Genomic DNA, 16,845 nt, shown 5'->3' with positions numbered 1-16,845 from the left:
AGGCTTTTTTCTCAAACTTTAGTTATAAATAAATCGTGGTCTAATGGGTCAAGCACATAAAACCACGCTACCTCAAAGTTAGTCTGAAGTGGTCTTATCTGGGAAGCATCTACCTTTACCTTTTTTAATTAAGTATTGCTTAGTAGTAATGTAACGGAGTATGAACCTAAGAGTAGTGGCTGTTGCAAAGCTGCTAAGCTCATCGATTTTGTAGTGACTCCGCGAGCATTTAAAGACAGCATTTGGAAATTTTTAGACTGAGTCAGCGCTCGCTTGGATTGCAGGCTCAACTTAACAGCTTGAGAAGATTTATTAATAAGCAGCAAACTGCGTTTGCCATCTGGTTTTTGTACTGCTAATGCTTCTACAAAAGGGTGATCGCTGGTTGTTTGCATGACCGAGCCTATCAAGTATTTATTTGCCCAACCAAATATTGTTGCCGGAGGTCGCAGTTTGTTGTTTGGGTCAATCATACCGTAAATTCCATCCTTAAGATGCCAGGAAGTTGCCATATCAACGCCTGTATCAGCAAGATGTTTCAAGACTGAAGCAAACCAAACTGCGCCTATATGGTTGTGCTGTCTTGTTTCGCCGGACGTCCACAAATAGTTGATATTGTATTCTCCGAGCAACAGAGGTACTGGACGTTCTGGTATATATTTCTTTGCGATCGCTCGAAAGTCCTTGACTTGACGTGCATAGTTAGGTGTGTAAGACATAATCCCATCAGTAGGTTCTTTTGCATCTTTACTGCCATAACGATGCCAGGAGATAAAATCTACATTCTGCTTGCAGGCTGCAAGAAAAGCTTCCAATCTTCTTGAATTGTCCCACGTCAGCGCTGGTCCCCCTACCTTGATTTGAGGGTCAACAGCCTTCATTGCGTTTGCTACTTTATTGTAAATTATCCATAATTCGTCTAACTTCCAAGCTTTATCGTAAAGAACTTCTTTTTCATTCAACGGTTCCCAATAAATAACTTTTTTTTGAAGGCGACGGTTGAGAATTTCTACGAGTTGAGCACATAAGGTAGCATAGCGATCGTACTCGGACTTATCCAACAGCCCGTCTTTGCTCTGTGCCATCCACTTAGGCCAAGCAGGAAGATTTTGGATAATAGTAGGGTTGTGAGGATAGGAAGCATCGTACCCAGCTTTGATTTTGGGAATATTCCAAGTTTTGGTTGCAGCATCCGTCCAGCGATCGCATAATGCAGCGTGGTGAATGCGAATTAGCTTAATACCAAGTTCCTGAATATGATTTTGGAAAGTGCGATCGGCGGCACGTTCGGGAGACAAAATTTCATAATCATTAGAACCAAAAGTAAACGGGGTAGACTTCGCGATTTGATTTGTCCAATCAATACTGACTTGAGCAGTTTTTTTAGATGCAGCTGTGGAAGATTTCCATACCGTATCCAACACTCCAAGCGTGACAGCACTAGCTGCGGTCAGTTTAATAATAGCTCTGCGTTGCATAAAGATTTATGAGTTAGCTATGGGAGCATGGGAGGGTTGAGAATAGGGCGTAGTCTTGCTTTCTACTCCATTGATAACTAGACCAAAAATTTGGACATTATGTTGAGTCAGTTGTGCAAAACTATCATTGACAGGGTTTTTGTAACTGCTATTTGGACGAATCACAAACAGCACATTGGAAATAATAGTAGCCATTAGTGCAGTTTCACTTGTTAAACTGACTGGAGCACTGTCAACAATGACATAATCGTAATCTCCATTCTCTTCACAAGTTGCTAATACTCTTTCAAAGTGTCCTCGTTTGATCGTTTCCATAATCTTGCCTTCCTTAGGAAAACTTGGAAGCAGATCTAAATTTCGTTGTACCGCCACTTGCTCTACTGTAGATCCTGAAATATAACCCAAACGACGGCTAAGTTCAGATCTCCGAAAATCTCCATCCACAAGCAGCACTTTAAAACCTAAATCCACTAAGGCATAAGCCAGTCCAATAGCAACTGTCGTTTTACCTTCTCCCATAATGGCACTTGTTACTAACAACCGACGATTTTTGAGAGGTTGCAAGCTAATTGCAGAGGCAAGACGTTGAAACTCGACTTCTATTTCATTATTAATCACTTCAAATTTCGTAATAGAATGTTTCATCCGAGGAATAGTTTGCATCAGTGCAAATTTTCGAGCCTGTAGATCTTTGGCACTTAATAGGGGATTGCGACTTTCTAAAAATAAAACAAGAGCAATGCTACCAACAACAGATGCCAGAATAGCATTGATTGTCATTAACATTTTTTTTGGACTGATGGGCTTGGGATCGACCTGGGGTGCATCTAGAACCTGTACATTTGGATATGCATCAAAAGCGTCTATATTGTTTTGCTGGATTTGAGCTAGTAAACCATTATAAACACCAGCCGCAACATCCACTTGTCGTTGTAGTTCTGACAGCTTTGCCTGATTTTCAGGTACAGATTTTAAGGTGTCTTTCAGTTGAGTAATTTGAGTGTCTAGTTGCCTTGCTTGTTCTTTAAGAGCGCTAGCTTCGCTTTCTGCCAGAACCAGTTGTTGAATTAAAGCAGCACGACCTTGAGGATAATTGGGCACTACTGTCGTGTCTACTCTTGTACCATCTGCGGTTTGTGCAACATACTCTTGTAAAACACGTTGTAACTGTTTGCGTCGTATAAGTAGGGTTTGAATTTCTGGATGCTCATTAGTAAAGAGAGATTGTTTCTGACGTAAAGAGTTTTCTACATCAGATAAACGCTGACGTACAATTTGATATTCTTGGTTTTCACCCAAACTGAGAGAGCGAATTGCAGGATCTGGTTTTAAATTTAAGCGTTTTGAAAGAACTTTGAGGCGATTTTCATTCGCCTTGGCAGAAGCTAAAGCTTCTGCTCTAGCATTGATTAAACTATTTATTGTAGTAACAATACCTTTAGTTTGTTCTTCGTTGTTGACTATACCACTGGATTCTTTAAATTTTGCTAATTTGTTTTGTGCCAAAGTTAATTTTAATTTAACTTGTTCCAGTTCTTGCTTATTGTATTCCTGGCGTGCTCGACTGTTAGCTTGCCGCAATTCATTTAAACGTTTTTGATAAGTTTCTGTTAAAACTATTGCTCTTTGTAATGCCAGTTCCGGGCTAGAAGCATTTACTGTTACCGATAAGATCGTAGATTGTTCCTCTGGTTTTACCGTAAACAGCTTTTTGTACTGAGTGATACTCTTAAATTTCTTTTTTTCCGGATCTACTGCTAACACCTTCTCTAGCAAAGTATCGCTATTGATAATAGATGCCTGTACATTGAGTGGATTGACTTCAGTGGAAAAACCAACTTCACCATTCCTTAAAGAACCAAGAGTTCCTAAATTAGCATCAAGTTTGCTATTGGTTTTAGGCAAAATCAGTTGTGTCCCTGCAACCCAAACTGGTTTAGCAGTTACAAGCGCAAAACCAGTGCTGAGAACAACAAACAAATTAAAAGCAATTAATAATTTCCATCGTCTAGTTACGATCGTCGCTATTTTATTCATAAAGAGATTATAAATAGTTTATTCCTTCTACAAAGTGGAAATATCGAGAAATTTCTAAGAAACATAAAATAAACAAAATATTCGTCTATTAAAGACAGCTTTGGCAATGGTGAATATACTGAAAAGGATAGGGATCGGAGATCGGCACTCATTTGCAAATGGTCAATTCCTTTTAACTTTTCAGATTCCCCGATAATTCCTGCCAATCTGAAACAGACTGAGGATAAGCTTCTGCAAGGATTGTGCCCAACCACAAAAAGTAGAACCAGAAATAAACAATCATCCAGCTTAAGTTAGTTGCTTGACACAGTATTAACAAAGCAATAAAGCTAGCAAATGCCCGTTGAGCAGTTCTTTTGCCTCGCAATGACGACTGCCAAAAAAACCATAACGTTGTTGATACGGCAATGGCAAAGAATGCAAATCCAAACATTCCGTGTAAATACAGAATTTGTGCGTAAGTTGAAAAAGTCCCAAGAGGAAGTTCAAAAGCTCCGTTACCCCAGGTAACTGTTCGTTCGACAATTCCCCACCCAATCCATGGAGATTCCTTCCACGCCTTAAGAGTTGCAGCAACAACCAAAGCTCGGTCTTTTGATGAATCCGCTCGAGCTCCATTAAAAGTTTCCATGGGTTTGTCTAGTAACTCGGTTACCTCCATCCCTATGAGAGCACAAATAAAACAAATTAAGGTTGCAAACCAAAGGAAGCCTTGACGTGCTGAAGCTTTGCGAAAGCAAATGACTGCTAAAAGTGCTATCGGGAAACATATCCATGCTAGGCGACTTTGAGCAATAATTAATGTTGCCGTGCAACCTGCTAAAGCATACTTACGTAAATATTTATCTGCTTCACCAAAGCACATAAAAAAGCACAACAGAGCACAAACTCCTAGAATCGGTGGATCTGCAGTGTATAGCTCTGTCCGGGCAAGTGGAAGCCCAAAAAAGGGTTGGAACACTGCAAACTTAACCATTAAACTAAGTTTATCCCCTGGAATTGCTCTAGCCAGAGGTGGCATAATAGGTGGCTGCGGACCTGTACCAAATAAGATAAGGAGTTGAATGCTAAGGGATACTAAGTAACCAGCTGTCATCCAAGAAACAGCCCTTGTCACAACACTCATTCTAATACGATGCCAAAAGGGCAGTGTTAGGCAAGAAAAAACTAAAAAGTAACCTTTTAAGAGCGTGACTACTGTAGCAGCACTTTTCATAGGATTAAAGCTCATTGACGATAACCCCTGGATGTTAGTCCACAGTACTGCTAGACTCAGTAACAACCACGTCCAGTGACAAAGTGGTAGCGATCGCTTAACGAGTTTGTCTAAATGAAAATCATAAGCTAGCAAATAAAGAGCAACACCGGGATAAAGCAGAGTCTGTACCCCCAAGACCCACCACAGCGGCGTTAGCACAATCGTCCAATAAACCACTCGTTCTGGATGTGACAGGTTTTCTAATTTGTTTTTTGCCTCTAAGAGAATTAATTTCTTAGGGAATATATTAAACATTTAAATTTTTTGAGAATGCCTCTTTTAAAGAGTATGAATTTCTTTATACTCCTCAAATTGTTTTCCTGCAACACCTGCTACCATTCCCAAACTGTGATAAATATATAATAAAGTTTTAATACCTTGATGTTGCCCCATCATAAAAGACAAAGGAATGGATAGTATACCTTTAAAAACTCGCCTAATTCCCTTGTAAATACACTGAGTTTTAACTGCAATTGATGGTTTTAAGTCTATTTCACAGAAGCTCTCTGTAATGCCAATTCGGTAACTTCTTTGCAACAACCATTTTAAATTGGCGCGACTTTGAGGTATCCATTCATGTACTAGAGCATCATTTGTCCACACTATTTTATAGCCCGCACGTTGCAATCGCATAAAAAAGTGCCAGTCAGAACCACCCGAAAGTGCCAATCTCTCATCTAGCCACTTATCTTGTTCTCTAAAAACTTCTACACGTATCAGTGTATTGTTGTTAGCTGCACTTTTCAGTTCATGACCTGTAGGATAACAGGGGCGATCGAAAAATTTTCCTTTGGCAAGCCAATTAGGAATAGAATGAGCAAAGTAAGGTATAGTTTTTCCCCATACAACATCAGCATTATATGAGCTTTGAACGTACAAAAGTTCATCCAGCCAATTGGGTTCGGGAACTTCATCATCATCGATAAAAGCGACAAAGTCTACATTTTCTGCAAGAGCACAAGTAATAGCTTTATTGCGTGCAAAGGGAATACCCCGCCGGGGTTCAATATAGCACTTTAAAGCCCATTTAAATTCCGCACTGATTTCTTTACAGAATTTACAAGCATGACCGCTTGAATCATTATCAACAACAAGAACTTCTAGGTTAGGGGTTTCACAGTGATGGAAAGTTAATTGCTTAAGACCATCTAACAGTCGCTTCAATCCACCTGGACGCTGACAAGTATTTAAGCAAATAGCGACTCGCATTTTTCTCCTGAGTTCAACTGAAGCATCAAGGGATGAATAAGAATAACACATCAATAAATTGAGTAATTTCTAATTTCATTATGGATAAAAAATTTGTTTTTGATCCTTTGTGCTTTATTCTTCGTTCTTTTATTTACTGTGCCATTTAGTTACTAAACGTTGCCGAATATAACTTAATGAATTTTGATATTGTAAAAATTCTTTGGCAGCTAATAAGCGAACAAATGCTAAATATAAAATTAGAAATAAGATGGGCTGTATAATAATTGGAAAATTTAAAGAAATCACAATTGGTAAAAGCGTTATTAAAGGTGCTTTAAACACAAAAATTAAAAACTTTTTATAAGACCAGTCTAATCGACGACAAGCCTCCCACCAACAGTAAATAGTCCAAATAATTCCTAAAACTACAGCTACCGCTATACTGACACCAATAATTCCGTTTATCTTGGCACCAATTGCAAAACTTAAGACAGCAACAGGAGCAATGCTAAGGCTTAGCTTCGCATTAACACCCGGTTTCCCTTTTGCAGACAGCATGGAAAAAAGCTGACTGTTTATCAGGCGCGAGTAAGCGAAAATGAGCAATCCTGGAATAACTGTACAAACAGGAATCCAGTGATTTCCAAAGATAAAGGCAATAGTTTGTTGGTTAACAACTAAAAAGAATAAGGCGTATAAGGGAGCAGCGAGGAAAGAAGTTTGTTCAATGACTTTAACCAAAGCGTTTTCTCTCTGTTGGTCATCTTCTAATTGAGCAAACACCGACATCCCAACTTGGCTCATTGCCTGAGAAAGAATAGTTGTTATCGCCATTGTTAACTGGTAAGCAAGATTGTAAAAAGCAAGACTAGTAGTTCCTAGAACGATGCTAACCACAAAATTGTCACAGTTATAAATAACGAAATACCCCAAGCTAAACCCAGTATTGCCTAAACAATAAGACAAAACTTCCCATCTGACCTCTGAATAAATACGCAAATTGAATTTCTGTTTGGCATAGTGATGCATGAGAATGCACCCCGTAACCCAACCCGCAGTATCTCCTATGACAAAGGACCAGTAACTGAAACCCAGTAAGGCACTTCCAACCGTGGAAAATACTCTGACGAATGAGGCAATTAAATTAGAGTTTGCTAACTCTCGATACTGCATCCGTCTTCTCAAAACTCCTTCATGTACGGACTGGAATGAGGAGAGTATGAGATTAATGCCAAATATCAGTAGTATCCATACTAGATCTGGTATGCTGTAGTAACTCGCTGCTAGTGGGGATATCAACCCAAGCACTAGAGCTAAAAAGCACCCAATTGCTAAACTGATGGTATAGGTTGTGTCTAAATAACGCTTATCTTCAACGCCCTTATAAACGATAAAAGATCCAGATGTGCCTTGGTTAAATAGATTTCCAAAAGCCCAAAAAATGTAGGCAGTACTGATAACACCAAATTCATCTGGAAGCAACAGCCTTGCTAGCAGCAAGTTACTGAACAAGGCGAGGAAGCGTGTTGCGATCGCTCCATAGGTCGCCCAAAATCCATTTTTAAGTATAGCGGAAAGTTTCATGGCTGCTTTTGGGTATATCTCACTGAACCAAGCGCTTGTCGAATTCCTAACTTGGCTAGTGGTGCCAAACGCACTGCAAGTAAAGTCAACAGCGATCGCGGATCGCTGTAAAAAATTGACCAATTACAAGCTAGAGCCCGGTTGATAAAGTGGCTGGCTTGGTCGAGATTCCCTCCTTGGAGAGACAATCTTGCTAAGTAGCGATACATATAAGCGTAGGCAGTTGGTAACATCGGTTCTACCAACTGTGGCGATCGCTCCATAGCGCTTTGAATCACCTGTTCGTTGCATCGCTGCATTTGTGCTACGTTGAAAGAAAGACCGGATGGACGAACGCGGTAGTAACATAAAGTCCTCTTATCGCGGTAGAATTGCCATTTTCTGGTTGTTGCGACTCTCAACCAAAAATCAATGTCTTCCGAACTGCGTAAGCTTTCATCAAATTCCCCCACTTCATTTATTAATGAACGGCGGAAGACTGCATTAGAACCATGACCTACAAAATTCTTACAAAGTAAAGCAAGCAGTGGATCGGAATGAACGGGTTTACCACTTAGGTAAATGGGTATCGGTTTTCCATCATCACGAATTGCTCTAGATGCACTATAAACAACCCCGATCTCTGGATAACGATCGAGGGTTGCTACGTGACGGGCGAGTTTATCTGAGTGGTAGACATCATCTCCATCTAGTAAGGCAATATATTCTCCACGTGCATGACGGATACCGTGATTGCGTGCTGATGATAAACCCCCATTTTGTTTTTGCCATAACTGAAAGCGCGAATCGCTTTTTACAAAAGGCCGAACAATTTCTGCTGTATTATCGGTAGAACCATCATCAACAATGAGAACTTCAAATTCTTGAAAAGATTGCTTTTGTAGCGATCGCAATGCATCTTCAATATAAGAACTTACGTTGTAGGCGGGAACTACAACGCTAACTTTAGGAATAAAAACCATAACTACAATTACACTCCTACGCTCTCATATCCTGACTCCTTTGGAGGAGTTTGCTCGTGCGATACAGATTTGGGTTTCTTTGTTAAGAGAAGACGCAACCAAGTCCGTTTCTCTGTAGGAATCAGCCACATACCCAAACATAAAAAAATGTCCATTAGTTGAGGTTTACCAAAACGAATGGCTTCCCATAAAAGGAAGAAAAATGCTTTCCAATCACCAGTACGAGCAGCTCGCGCACTCACTTCTGCTAAAATAAAAGAGGAATAAGCTCGAGAAGTAACTAAGGAACGTTTTTCCCTAATCCAGTCCAATGAAAATTGCCAATTCTTGCTACTACTTAAAGTAGGACGCGCATCTCCTACATACCATATAGAAAGAACTTCTGGCACAAACTCAACTCCTACGCCCTCAACACTTACAGCTCGTAATATCCAATCCCAGTCATCATGTCTTTGTATTGCGATCGAAAAAGGAACTTTTTCCAATAACTCTTTTGCGGTAAAGATAGTTGAAGACTGAATAATACCTTCACCTTGAAATAAAGTCTTGCGAACAAACAAATATTCACTTAATGGCTCTGATATTTTAGGAACTCTTCTCGGCCAAATAGAATCTCCTTGTGGTGTTTGAGCTTTTAAATAACAGGATATAATGGGAAGCTTAAACTGGGAAAGTCTAGCAGTTTCAAGTTGCATTTCTAATTTTTTAGGCATCCATTCATCATCGTCATCTAAAAAAGCTAACCATTTGGCAGAAGCTGCCGAAATTCCAGTATTTCGCGCAACACGAGAACCTTGATTTGTAGGCAATTCTATCAGTCTCAGTCTAGAGTCATCAATTTCTGATAACGCAGTCCGAGTTTCTGGTTGTGGACCATCAATCACAACGATGACTTCGATGTCTTTGAGTGTTTGTGCTAGAGCACTCATGACCGCTCGTTTAACTAATTGAGGTCTGCAATACGTCGGGATCACTACACTGACCAAAGGTTCCAAGTCAATTCCCTCCTAATTTTTCTCTCAAACATGGCAGTACTAACGTCTGTTTTCTTTTTAAAAGAAGCTTTGTTCTAAGACGCTAGAAATTGTAATGTGTGGTAATTAGCTCGGATAAATGCACTTATAAGAGTTTAAAAACCTGATATTTTTTTTAACGAACAAGCTAACAACAGTTATGGCACTTTTTTTCTAAAGTAGCATCCCAGATCTTTCGTAATTTGATTTTTTTTTCAAATTTTGTTTGACAATCAACAGCTATTCTAGTTTATTGACTTTGTCAACCGAAAAATTACGGTAGCGCTTAACGATTACTCAAACCTTTGAGGATAGATAAAGATAAAACTTTCCCCCTCATACCAAATGGAAATAAGAAAAGGATAGCTAGTTAGATCGAGTTAAATTTATGAAAGGCTTTCTCAATCCAAAATTTTATTAAATAGATGGGCTACTAGAATACAGTGCAGGCGCAACTGCAACAGGGATCTCCTGCTCTTGATTGCGATTGTTGAAATTTAAGTAAGAGTTACTGACAGGAACAGCAAGTTCTGGATTGAAAGTGTCAATTGATGATAAAAGTTCTACTCGTAGTGGAGTATAAAACTTGCCCAAAGCAACTTGCAGTGCAAAAGCTGGATTCCCAAGCAAATAACGAGCAGCTAAACGTTTTGGTTCGCGACACAAACGATACAACCACTCTAAGCCTAAATCGGCAAGGGTTGATGGGCAATCAGGTATAACGCCTGCAAGTCTGTCAATCACTGCTCCACCAAGCAAAATAGCATTAACATCTAAGCGGAGGCGATGCTCGTAAACCCATTTTTCTTGAACTGGCATTCCCATACCCACTATTAATATGTTGGGCTTTTCACGATTGATTTTTTGAACAACTGTGTGGTTTTGCTGGGGATCTTGCTTGTCGAAATAACCGTGATGTCCGGCAAACTTAGCATTAGGATACTGATTTCTCAGATTTTGCAATGCAGTTTCTAAATATTCAGGTTTGGTTCCAAGGAGAAATACACTCAATCCTTTCTCGTTACATTTCTCCAATAATTTGGGCATCATCAGTGTATAAGAAGCTCGGTACTCCAAAGGCAAGTTTAACCCCATGTAACCAATTGCCTTTAAAATGCCCACGCTGTCACAATTGACTATTTCCGAACTTTGGAGAAAGTTATAATACCAAGGAAGTTGCATCGAAAGATTAAAACTGTGTACGTTGTAATTCGCAACAGTTATTTTTTTGTTAGAAACACATGCCGTATGTATGGCATCCACCAGGGAGGGGATAGTTATACAAGTAATGCGACGCTCTAATAAATAAATATTGAGATTTGGTAATTCTTGAATTTTAGGATTTATTATCATTCTTATGATACCTTTGGTTTTATTAGGTTGTTGGGAGATAAAAGCACTTGAGATAAGGAACCAGACAGGGGATTGAGGGCTAAGAAGTTGGCTCTAAAATGCATACTAGCTTAGCTAATATTGAGATTGCATCATTAGTTACTCGGAAATTGACTATAAATCTACGTGAAAGAAGACTTTAAAAAGCAAGTATTGCCTTCAAAGCATACGATTGCGAACTCCAGTACAGTACTTAAGATTTTTAATTTTTGGTTTAAAAAAATACGTCTTCTCGCAAAAATTACTTATTTTGTTTTTACAAAAAAAATACAAAATTAACTGTAGAATGCATACAACGCTTATTTTTGCGTTGCCATTGTCTGCTATGCAGGTATATTTGCGTCGGTTGATTTTGCATTCAACGTCTTTGATGCTTTTTATCAACGTCTCAATCGAGTGCAATCTTTGTGTATTTTTTCTATCTTTTTTAAGAAAACGATAAAAGAATGATTAAGAATATCCCAAAAAAACACCATGTCTGCTTTTTGTAAGGTTGGCATTCCACAGCGCAGACAACTTATTTCTGAAAAAGTTCCTAAATTTATATAAGAAAAAAAAAGACGCGCTATGGCACGTCTCTACATTACTTTCTCGATAGGAGTTTTGGTTTTATCTCAACCCAATTGAGCTACAGCGTTTCCCAATCCGTTATCTAACTAGTGATTGGCACATTACTAAACGCCCCAGTATCGGGTACAAAAATATCTAGACTGTTAACCCCTTCGGGAATTCGCAACCATACATAAGCATCAGCAGAAGCTTTAGGACGAAGCGAAAACAGAGAAACGCTCCCTGTCGATCGCTTAAAATCTACTCCCTTGTATGTTTCGCTTGTATCGGGGTTTCGAGCTGTTGTGTTAGAAACCCCAATCAGTTCGGCGGGGTTTACACCATCTGTAGCAAGACGACGAATTCGCATTTGTACGTTGACTACATCTCGATTTCCAGTTTCCGGATCTTTAATCCGCTTGACTGACAGTAACTCCACCTGTGCTTTATTCCCAAAAGCAGGCTGTAGGTATTGACCGGGTTGAATGGTAGCAGATGCAGTGGTTTTTGATTCTGCTTTTGCAGTGGGAGATGGAGATGGAGTTGCTTCTGGCGGGGGCGCAGTTGTTGGAGACGAATTGCTAGTTGTTTGAGTTGAAGTTGTTTGGCTGGTTGTTGTGGTATCTCTAGCATTCGTACTGACAGTTTGTTGCAGCGTGAACACTTGGTAAGCTGCATAACCACTGCATAATAAAGCCAAGGTTGAAAGTAAAACAGCTACAGTAGACAAAAATGTACTCACACCACTACCTCTACTTAATGCTTCAAAATAGGGAAAAACACAGACTTCTTAACTTTGTAATGGGGTGAAAATGTTTGTTTGACTGTTCGCATATCGATTCTGAGGGATCGGCTTGTTTCCTAAGTAATCATACAGAGCCGCATTACATTTATAGAAAAAGTCAATTCTATAGCAATCAAACTTATCAATAACATTTATGCTATCGGTAGTCTTGCGAGAAATGGAGTTGGCTGCTATCTTGACTCAATAAGCTAATAAGGATAAAGAATGATTCTAAAAAAAATTCTACTCGTTGTTTACTGCTGCTGATTGGTATCCAACTAGGTTTGTTTGGAAAACCTGCTAACCCACAAACACAAGTTCCGCCGACTGAAAAGACTGCACAATCAATTTGCCCCGTTCAACTGCCATCAGCTATCAATGCTGTTCTCGATCGCCCCCTTCTGCTTCGCTCTCGCTGGGGTGTTCTCGTACAAACTCTATCTTCCACGCAAACTCTTTACAGTCGGGATGCCCAAAAATATTTTACTCCCGCTTCTGTTGCCAAACTTCTCACAACAGCCGCCGTACTGCAGCAACTGGGTCAGGATTTTCGCTTTCGTACATCTATATACAGCGATCGCGATGGCGTTTTGCGTGTTGTTGGCAGGGGAGACCCCAGTTTAACCGATGCTCAGCTTACCATCCTAGCAAAGCAGTTGCAGGAAAAGGGTATCCGAGATATTAGACTTTTGATTGCTGATGATAATTATATTCAAGGAGATATTGTTCATCCCTCTTGGCAATGGGAAGATATACAGTCTGACTATGGAGCGCCTGTTAATAGCTTCATCTTAAATCAAAACGTGTTTGGTTTAAAGCTCCAACCGCAAACCGTTGGCAAACCTTTAGGTGTTATCTGGACTGACACTGATGAGGAAAAACAGTGGCGCGTAGTCAATCTGTCAGTCACAACAGCAGAAAATCAACCCTCCTTTATTAATATCACCCGTGACTTCAAAGGCTCAATCTTACACATTCAAGGGCAATTGCCAGTCAACTCCGAACCAGCATCAGTTAATTTACCTGCGATCGACCCTACAGAATACTTCTTGCGCCGCTTTCGGAGTGTTTTAAAAACTGAGGAGATTGGCGTTGCACAAACATTTGTGTCTCCTTTTAGCAGACAATACGGTCAAGAACTAGCGGGTGTGGATTCTCCGCCTCTATCAGAATTGTTAATCGAGACCAATACCAACAGCAATAATCTTTTTGCTGAGTCCTTACTGAGGGCGTTAGCTATCAAAAAACCGCCTTCTCTGAACCAAGCAACCGCTGATACGGGATTAGAATTAATGAAAGCGACCTTAACCCAGCTAGGAGTCGATCCAACAGGTTATTCCCTAGTCGATGGTTCTGGATTATCTCGTAAAAACCTGATCAGCCCAGAAACTTTAGTCCAAACTTTACAAGCAATGGCAAAATCTCCCGCTGGCGCAGTTTACCGAGCATCTTTACCCGTTGCAGGTAGAAGTGGGACTCTTAAAAATCGCTTTCTCAAAACACCTGCAGAGGGAATTGTACAAGCAAAAACAGGTACGATGACAGGTGTTGTTTCCCTGGCTGGATATGTGAATGCACCTAACTACAACCCTGTTGTTTTCAGTATTATGGTGAATCAGACAGAACAACCTGCAAGAGTGATTCGCCAAGCAATGGATGAAATTGTGGTGATGTTAGCTCGGTTACAGCGGTGTTAAGCCACTGTCAGCTTTGAAGCATTTAATTTTCTTATGTTGACCGAGGGGGAGAGGGGGGAGTCAGAGAGACGGGGAAAGCTAGCTGCTTCTCCAAGGTATAGGTTGGGCTGGGAATGCAGCAGTAACGGGTATTATGTTAGCGTGGTTATTGATTTATGAAACCAGAACAAAGGATTAAGCTTAACGTTATGACAGAAGCTAGAAATGTTCTTGGACAACAGCTGGAAATCTGCTGTACTTCTCCCATGACTGGTTATTATCGGGATGGTAAATGTAATACAGGGGGAGGTGATTTTGGCGCACACGTTGTGTGTGCTCAAGTCACAGAAGAGTTTTTGGCATTCACTAAGTCTAGAGGTAACGATTTGAGCACTGCTGTTCCCGCATTTAATTTTCCCGGTTTAAAACCAGGAGATAGATGGTGTTTGTGTGCATCTCGGTGGAAGGAGGCTCTAGACGCAGGAGTTGCACCACCCATAGTTTTATCAGCAACTCACGCATCTGCTTTAGAATACGTTTCTCTGGAGGAATTGAAGCAGCACGCCGCTGATTTAAAGTAACGCAGTACCAACAGATTTTTATGCAACTGTGCCAAAGACAGAATTGGCACAAATTTTAAATTGCAATCTCTCTAAAAACTCTTTGTTAACTTCAGTCTAACTTATCCTTCTTCGCCCACAGAAGTGGTGTTGTGTATGGAAACTAAAAACATAAAGACCTAAAAACAATCCTTCATTATAAGCATTGTTTTGAAGGGTAAAAAATTATAGGGTTGAAAAGTGTAGGACAAATTGTGTTCCATAGTTGGATTTATCAATCATCGGTCATCGGTCAGTGATAAAGGCGCAAAGAGCACAGAGAGAAAAGATATAGTTTCATACTGCAATTAAGCGAGTATGGGCTAAATTTTGTTTCTTCTGATAAGCTTGACGAATAGTTACATCAATATCTATGTGTTGAGTAATTTTCTCAGCCACATATTCCATCCACATGGGTTGCAAGGTGTAGCATCCAGATTGTTTCTCTATGAGAGACCGCCAATTTAATCCTTCTAGTGCTTCTAACAAATCGGCTGTGGAGACTGGGGGTACAATTTGTGAGCGGAGTTGTGCGATCGCTGTCCAGCCTTGATTAATGGCAAGCCAGTACATAATGTTTTGCTCTAACTTAGAAAGGCGGTAAAACTGCCGATCTAGCAAACGACGAATTCCATTAAACACTATCACATTCTGCTGAAAGAATGCTTTAACATCGCCGTCAAATAGTTCTAGGATTGAACTGGTAACAATTTTTAAGGCTTTAGGGTTATGGCTGTAGAGAGAGCATAATTGTTGCTGTTGAATTTCAGTTGCTGTAAGTCCTTTAGCTTTGATGACAGCCATTGCCACTTCTTTGGAACCATTTAACTTTAAAGAACGTGTTGTCAAGAAATCTCCTGCAATGGCGTCTACTAGGGCTGGCTTTTCTCGACTGGTCAAAATTAAACAACTTTGATGTTGCGTCTCTCCTACAATTTGGAGTAACTCATTATATCTCTCATAACTGGGAAGGTAATTGCCAGCACGACCCGCTTCTAATATTATTTCCCAATTGTCAATGACTATTAAACAACGAGAGGTACGCAGGTAATGTTTGAGCCGTCCTAAATCGGGTGTATTTTCTTGTTGGTTTGAAAGGAAAGATACTAGCTCTGCGATCGTGGTGTCACATGATGGAGCATGGGATAGGGAAAGCCATTTGACATAATCGTATTCGTGCTGTACTTGTTTGGCAAACTTAAGAGCAAATGCGGTTTTGCCAATTCCGCCCATCCCCAGAATTGCTACTAAACGAGAGTGTTCTTTTACAACCCACTGATAGAGTTGTGTCAGTTCTTCATTCCGACCTACGAACGTAGAAATATCCATTGCTTCGCCCCAATCAACAGCGTTACGTTCAGCTGGGCGAGTGTAGTCGGCTTTTTCTAATTCTAAACTAAAGGCTCGAAAGCAGTATTCCAGGGAAAGTTTATCGACTGCTTCGGTGCGTCCCATAATTCGAGAAATGGTATGTAATGATAAACCCGTGCGATCGCTCAGTTCTTCATACGTGTAGCGACTACCATTGTTATCGCGGAACTCACTGGAGCGTTTGACGGTTTGAAGTTTGTCCCAACCAGTAGTTGAAAGGATAACACCACGCTTGCGAACAGATTTTGAAATTAACATAGACGACTAGAGCAAAAGTATTTCCAAGGGTTTAGGACAACGAGTGGTTTCTCGTTCTCAATTGAATATTCGCTTGAGGAAAGGTCTGTTGTGGGTGAAGAAGGTTAAGTTAGCTGTTAAGTTAGAGAAAACTTAAGAATAGAGTTTTCCTTATCTTTTACTTTAAGTTATCTATCTTCACCCACAAATACCCTGGTTGAGGAGAAACTCAAATTATTAAGCTTGCAATTTGAGACCTCTAAAGATGATTAATTATAAAAATTCTGAAATCCGCAGCATTTTGAATGGTTTGGGTTACAGAAGCCAGGTCCATACTAACGATCCTGATTTTCCCATTTCTCAGGATGAGTCAGAATTAACTGATGAGCCGACACGAAAGGCGATTATGAAATTTCAAGTAGATTGCGATCTTAGAGTGGATGGTGTTGTGAATTCACAAACAATTGCGAAAATGCAGGAAGAAATTAACACTCTCCACTACAAGTTGAATCAGGTTGTGGGAACAAAGATCCCTCTCAATCAACCATTTTACGGACGCCAAACTATTAATGCAGTTCAGCAGTTTCAAAGAAGGTACATCATTACAATTGATGGTCTTGCTAGTTTTCCAGTTCGTGAGGAACTTTTTGAATCTTTACAAGATAATATGCAGGATATCACAGCAGAGTCTGTAATGATTTAAGCATTTATAAG

The 16,845-nt window shown here is 40.0% G+C and carries 13 protein-coding genes; 3 read left to right on the top strand and 10 right to left on the bottom strand.

Annotated elements, in window-relative coordinates:
- Positions 1-128 precede the first annotated feature (128 nt).
- The 9 genes from AB0756_RS21130 to AB0756_RS21090 form a co-directional block, all read right to left on the bottom strand.
- Positions 129-1,478, bottom strand: a complete 1,350-nt coding sequence (locus AB0756_RS21130; RefSeq protein ID WP_038082401.1) for a GH39 family glycosyl hydrolase — start codon at positions 1,476-1,478, stop codon at positions 129-131.
- A gap of 6 nt (positions 1,479-1,484) precedes the next feature.
- Positions 1,485-3,515 carry an exopolysaccharide transport family protein gene (locus tag AB0756_RS21125; protein ID WP_038082400.1) on the bottom strand — a complete coding sequence of 677 codons (2,031 nt, stop codon included), beginning with the start codon at positions 3,513-3,515 and terminating at the stop codon, positions 1,485-1,487.
- Positions 3,516-3,687: 172 nt separating this feature from the next.
- On the bottom strand, positions 3,688-5,028 hold the full coding sequence (locus tag AB0756_RS21120) for an O-antigen ligase family protein (RefSeq protein ID WP_167844786.1): 1,341 nt from the start codon (positions 5,026-5,028) through the stop codon (positions 3,688-3,690).
- 24 nt (positions 5,029-5,052) lie between these two features.
- Entirely contained in the window at positions 5,053-5,982 is a 930-nt protein-coding gene (locus tag AB0756_RS21115) for a glycosyltransferase family 2 protein (RefSeq protein WP_038082399.1), read from the bottom strand.
- Between the two features lie 129 nt (positions 5,983-6,111).
- Positions 6,112-7,548, bottom strand: coding sequence for an oligosaccharide flippase family protein (locus AB0756_RS21110; RefSeq protein WP_038082398.1), 1,437 nt, complete (start codon positions 7,546-7,548; stop codon positions 6,112-6,114).
- A complete protein-coding gene (locus tag AB0756_RS21105) occupies positions 7,545-8,510 on the bottom strand; it encodes a glycosyltransferase family 2 protein (RefSeq protein WP_038082396.1) in 966 nt (321 codons plus the stop codon). Before AB0756_RS21105 ends, AB0756_RS21110 begins: the two co-directional genes overlap by 4 nt.
- Positions 8,511-8,518: 8 nt before the next feature.
- Positions 8,519-9,484: a glycosyltransferase family 2 protein gene (locus AB0756_RS21100; RefSeq protein WP_272900275.1), complete on the bottom strand. Its 966-nt coding sequence runs from the start codon at positions 9,482-9,484 to the stop codon at positions 8,519-8,521.
- A 456-nt stretch (positions 9,485-9,940) separates the two neighbouring features.
- Positions 9,941-10,876 (bottom strand): WecB/TagA/CpsF family glycosyltransferase, encoded by a 936-nt coding sequence (locus tag AB0756_RS21095; protein ID WP_038082394.1) that lies wholly within the window; start codon positions 10,874-10,876, stop codon positions 9,941-9,943.
- 691 nt (positions 10,877-11,567) lie between these two features.
- Positions 11,568-12,206, bottom strand: a complete 639-nt coding sequence (locus AB0756_RS21090) for a hypothetical protein (protein WP_050046635.1) — start codon at positions 12,204-12,206, stop codon at positions 11,568-11,570.
- Positions 12,207-12,532: 326 nt separating this feature from the next.
- On the opposite strand from AB0756_RS21090, the gene dacB reads away from it, so the two are divergent.
- Both dacB and AB0756_RS21080 read left to right on the top strand, forming a co-directional pair.
- The gene (dacB, locus tag AB0756_RS21085) at positions 12,533-13,945 is read left to right on the top strand and encodes a D-alanyl-D-alanine carboxypeptidase/D-alanyl-D-alanine endopeptidase (RefSeq protein WP_237265981.1); all 1,413 of its coding nucleotides are present in this window, start codon (positions 12,533-12,535) and stop codon (positions 13,943-13,945) included.
- Positions 13,946-14,133: 188 nt separating this feature from the next.
- A complete protein-coding gene (locus AB0756_RS21080) occupies positions 14,134-14,505 on the top strand; it encodes a DUF2237 family protein (RefSeq protein ID WP_038082427.1) in 372 nt (123 codons plus the stop codon).
- 315 nt (positions 14,506-14,820) lie between these two features.
- Here the strand turns inward: AB0756_RS21080 and AB0756_RS21075 are convergent, their stop codons facing one another.
- On the bottom strand, positions 14,821-16,152 hold the full coding sequence (locus AB0756_RS21075; RefSeq protein ID WP_050046634.1) for an NB-ARC domain-containing protein: 1,332 nt from the start codon (positions 16,150-16,152) through the stop codon (positions 14,821-14,823).
- A gap of 244 nt (positions 16,153-16,396) precedes the next feature.
- Between AB0756_RS21075 and AB0756_RS21070 the strand changes: the two genes are divergently transcribed.
- Positions 16,397-16,834, top strand: coding sequence for a peptidoglycan-binding domain-containing protein (locus AB0756_RS21070; RefSeq protein ID WP_050046633.1), 438 nt, complete (start codon positions 16,397-16,399; stop codon positions 16,832-16,834).
- Positions 16,835-16,845 lie beyond the last annotated feature (11 nt).

The sequence above is a fragment of the Tolypothrix campylonemoides VB511288_2 genome (assembly GCF_045999855.1).
Lineage (GTDB): Bacteria > Cyanobacteriota > Cyanobacteriia > Cyanobacteriales > Nostocaceae > Scytonema > Scytonema bouteillei_A.
This window is presented reverse-complemented; position numbering and strand designations above follow the sequence as displayed.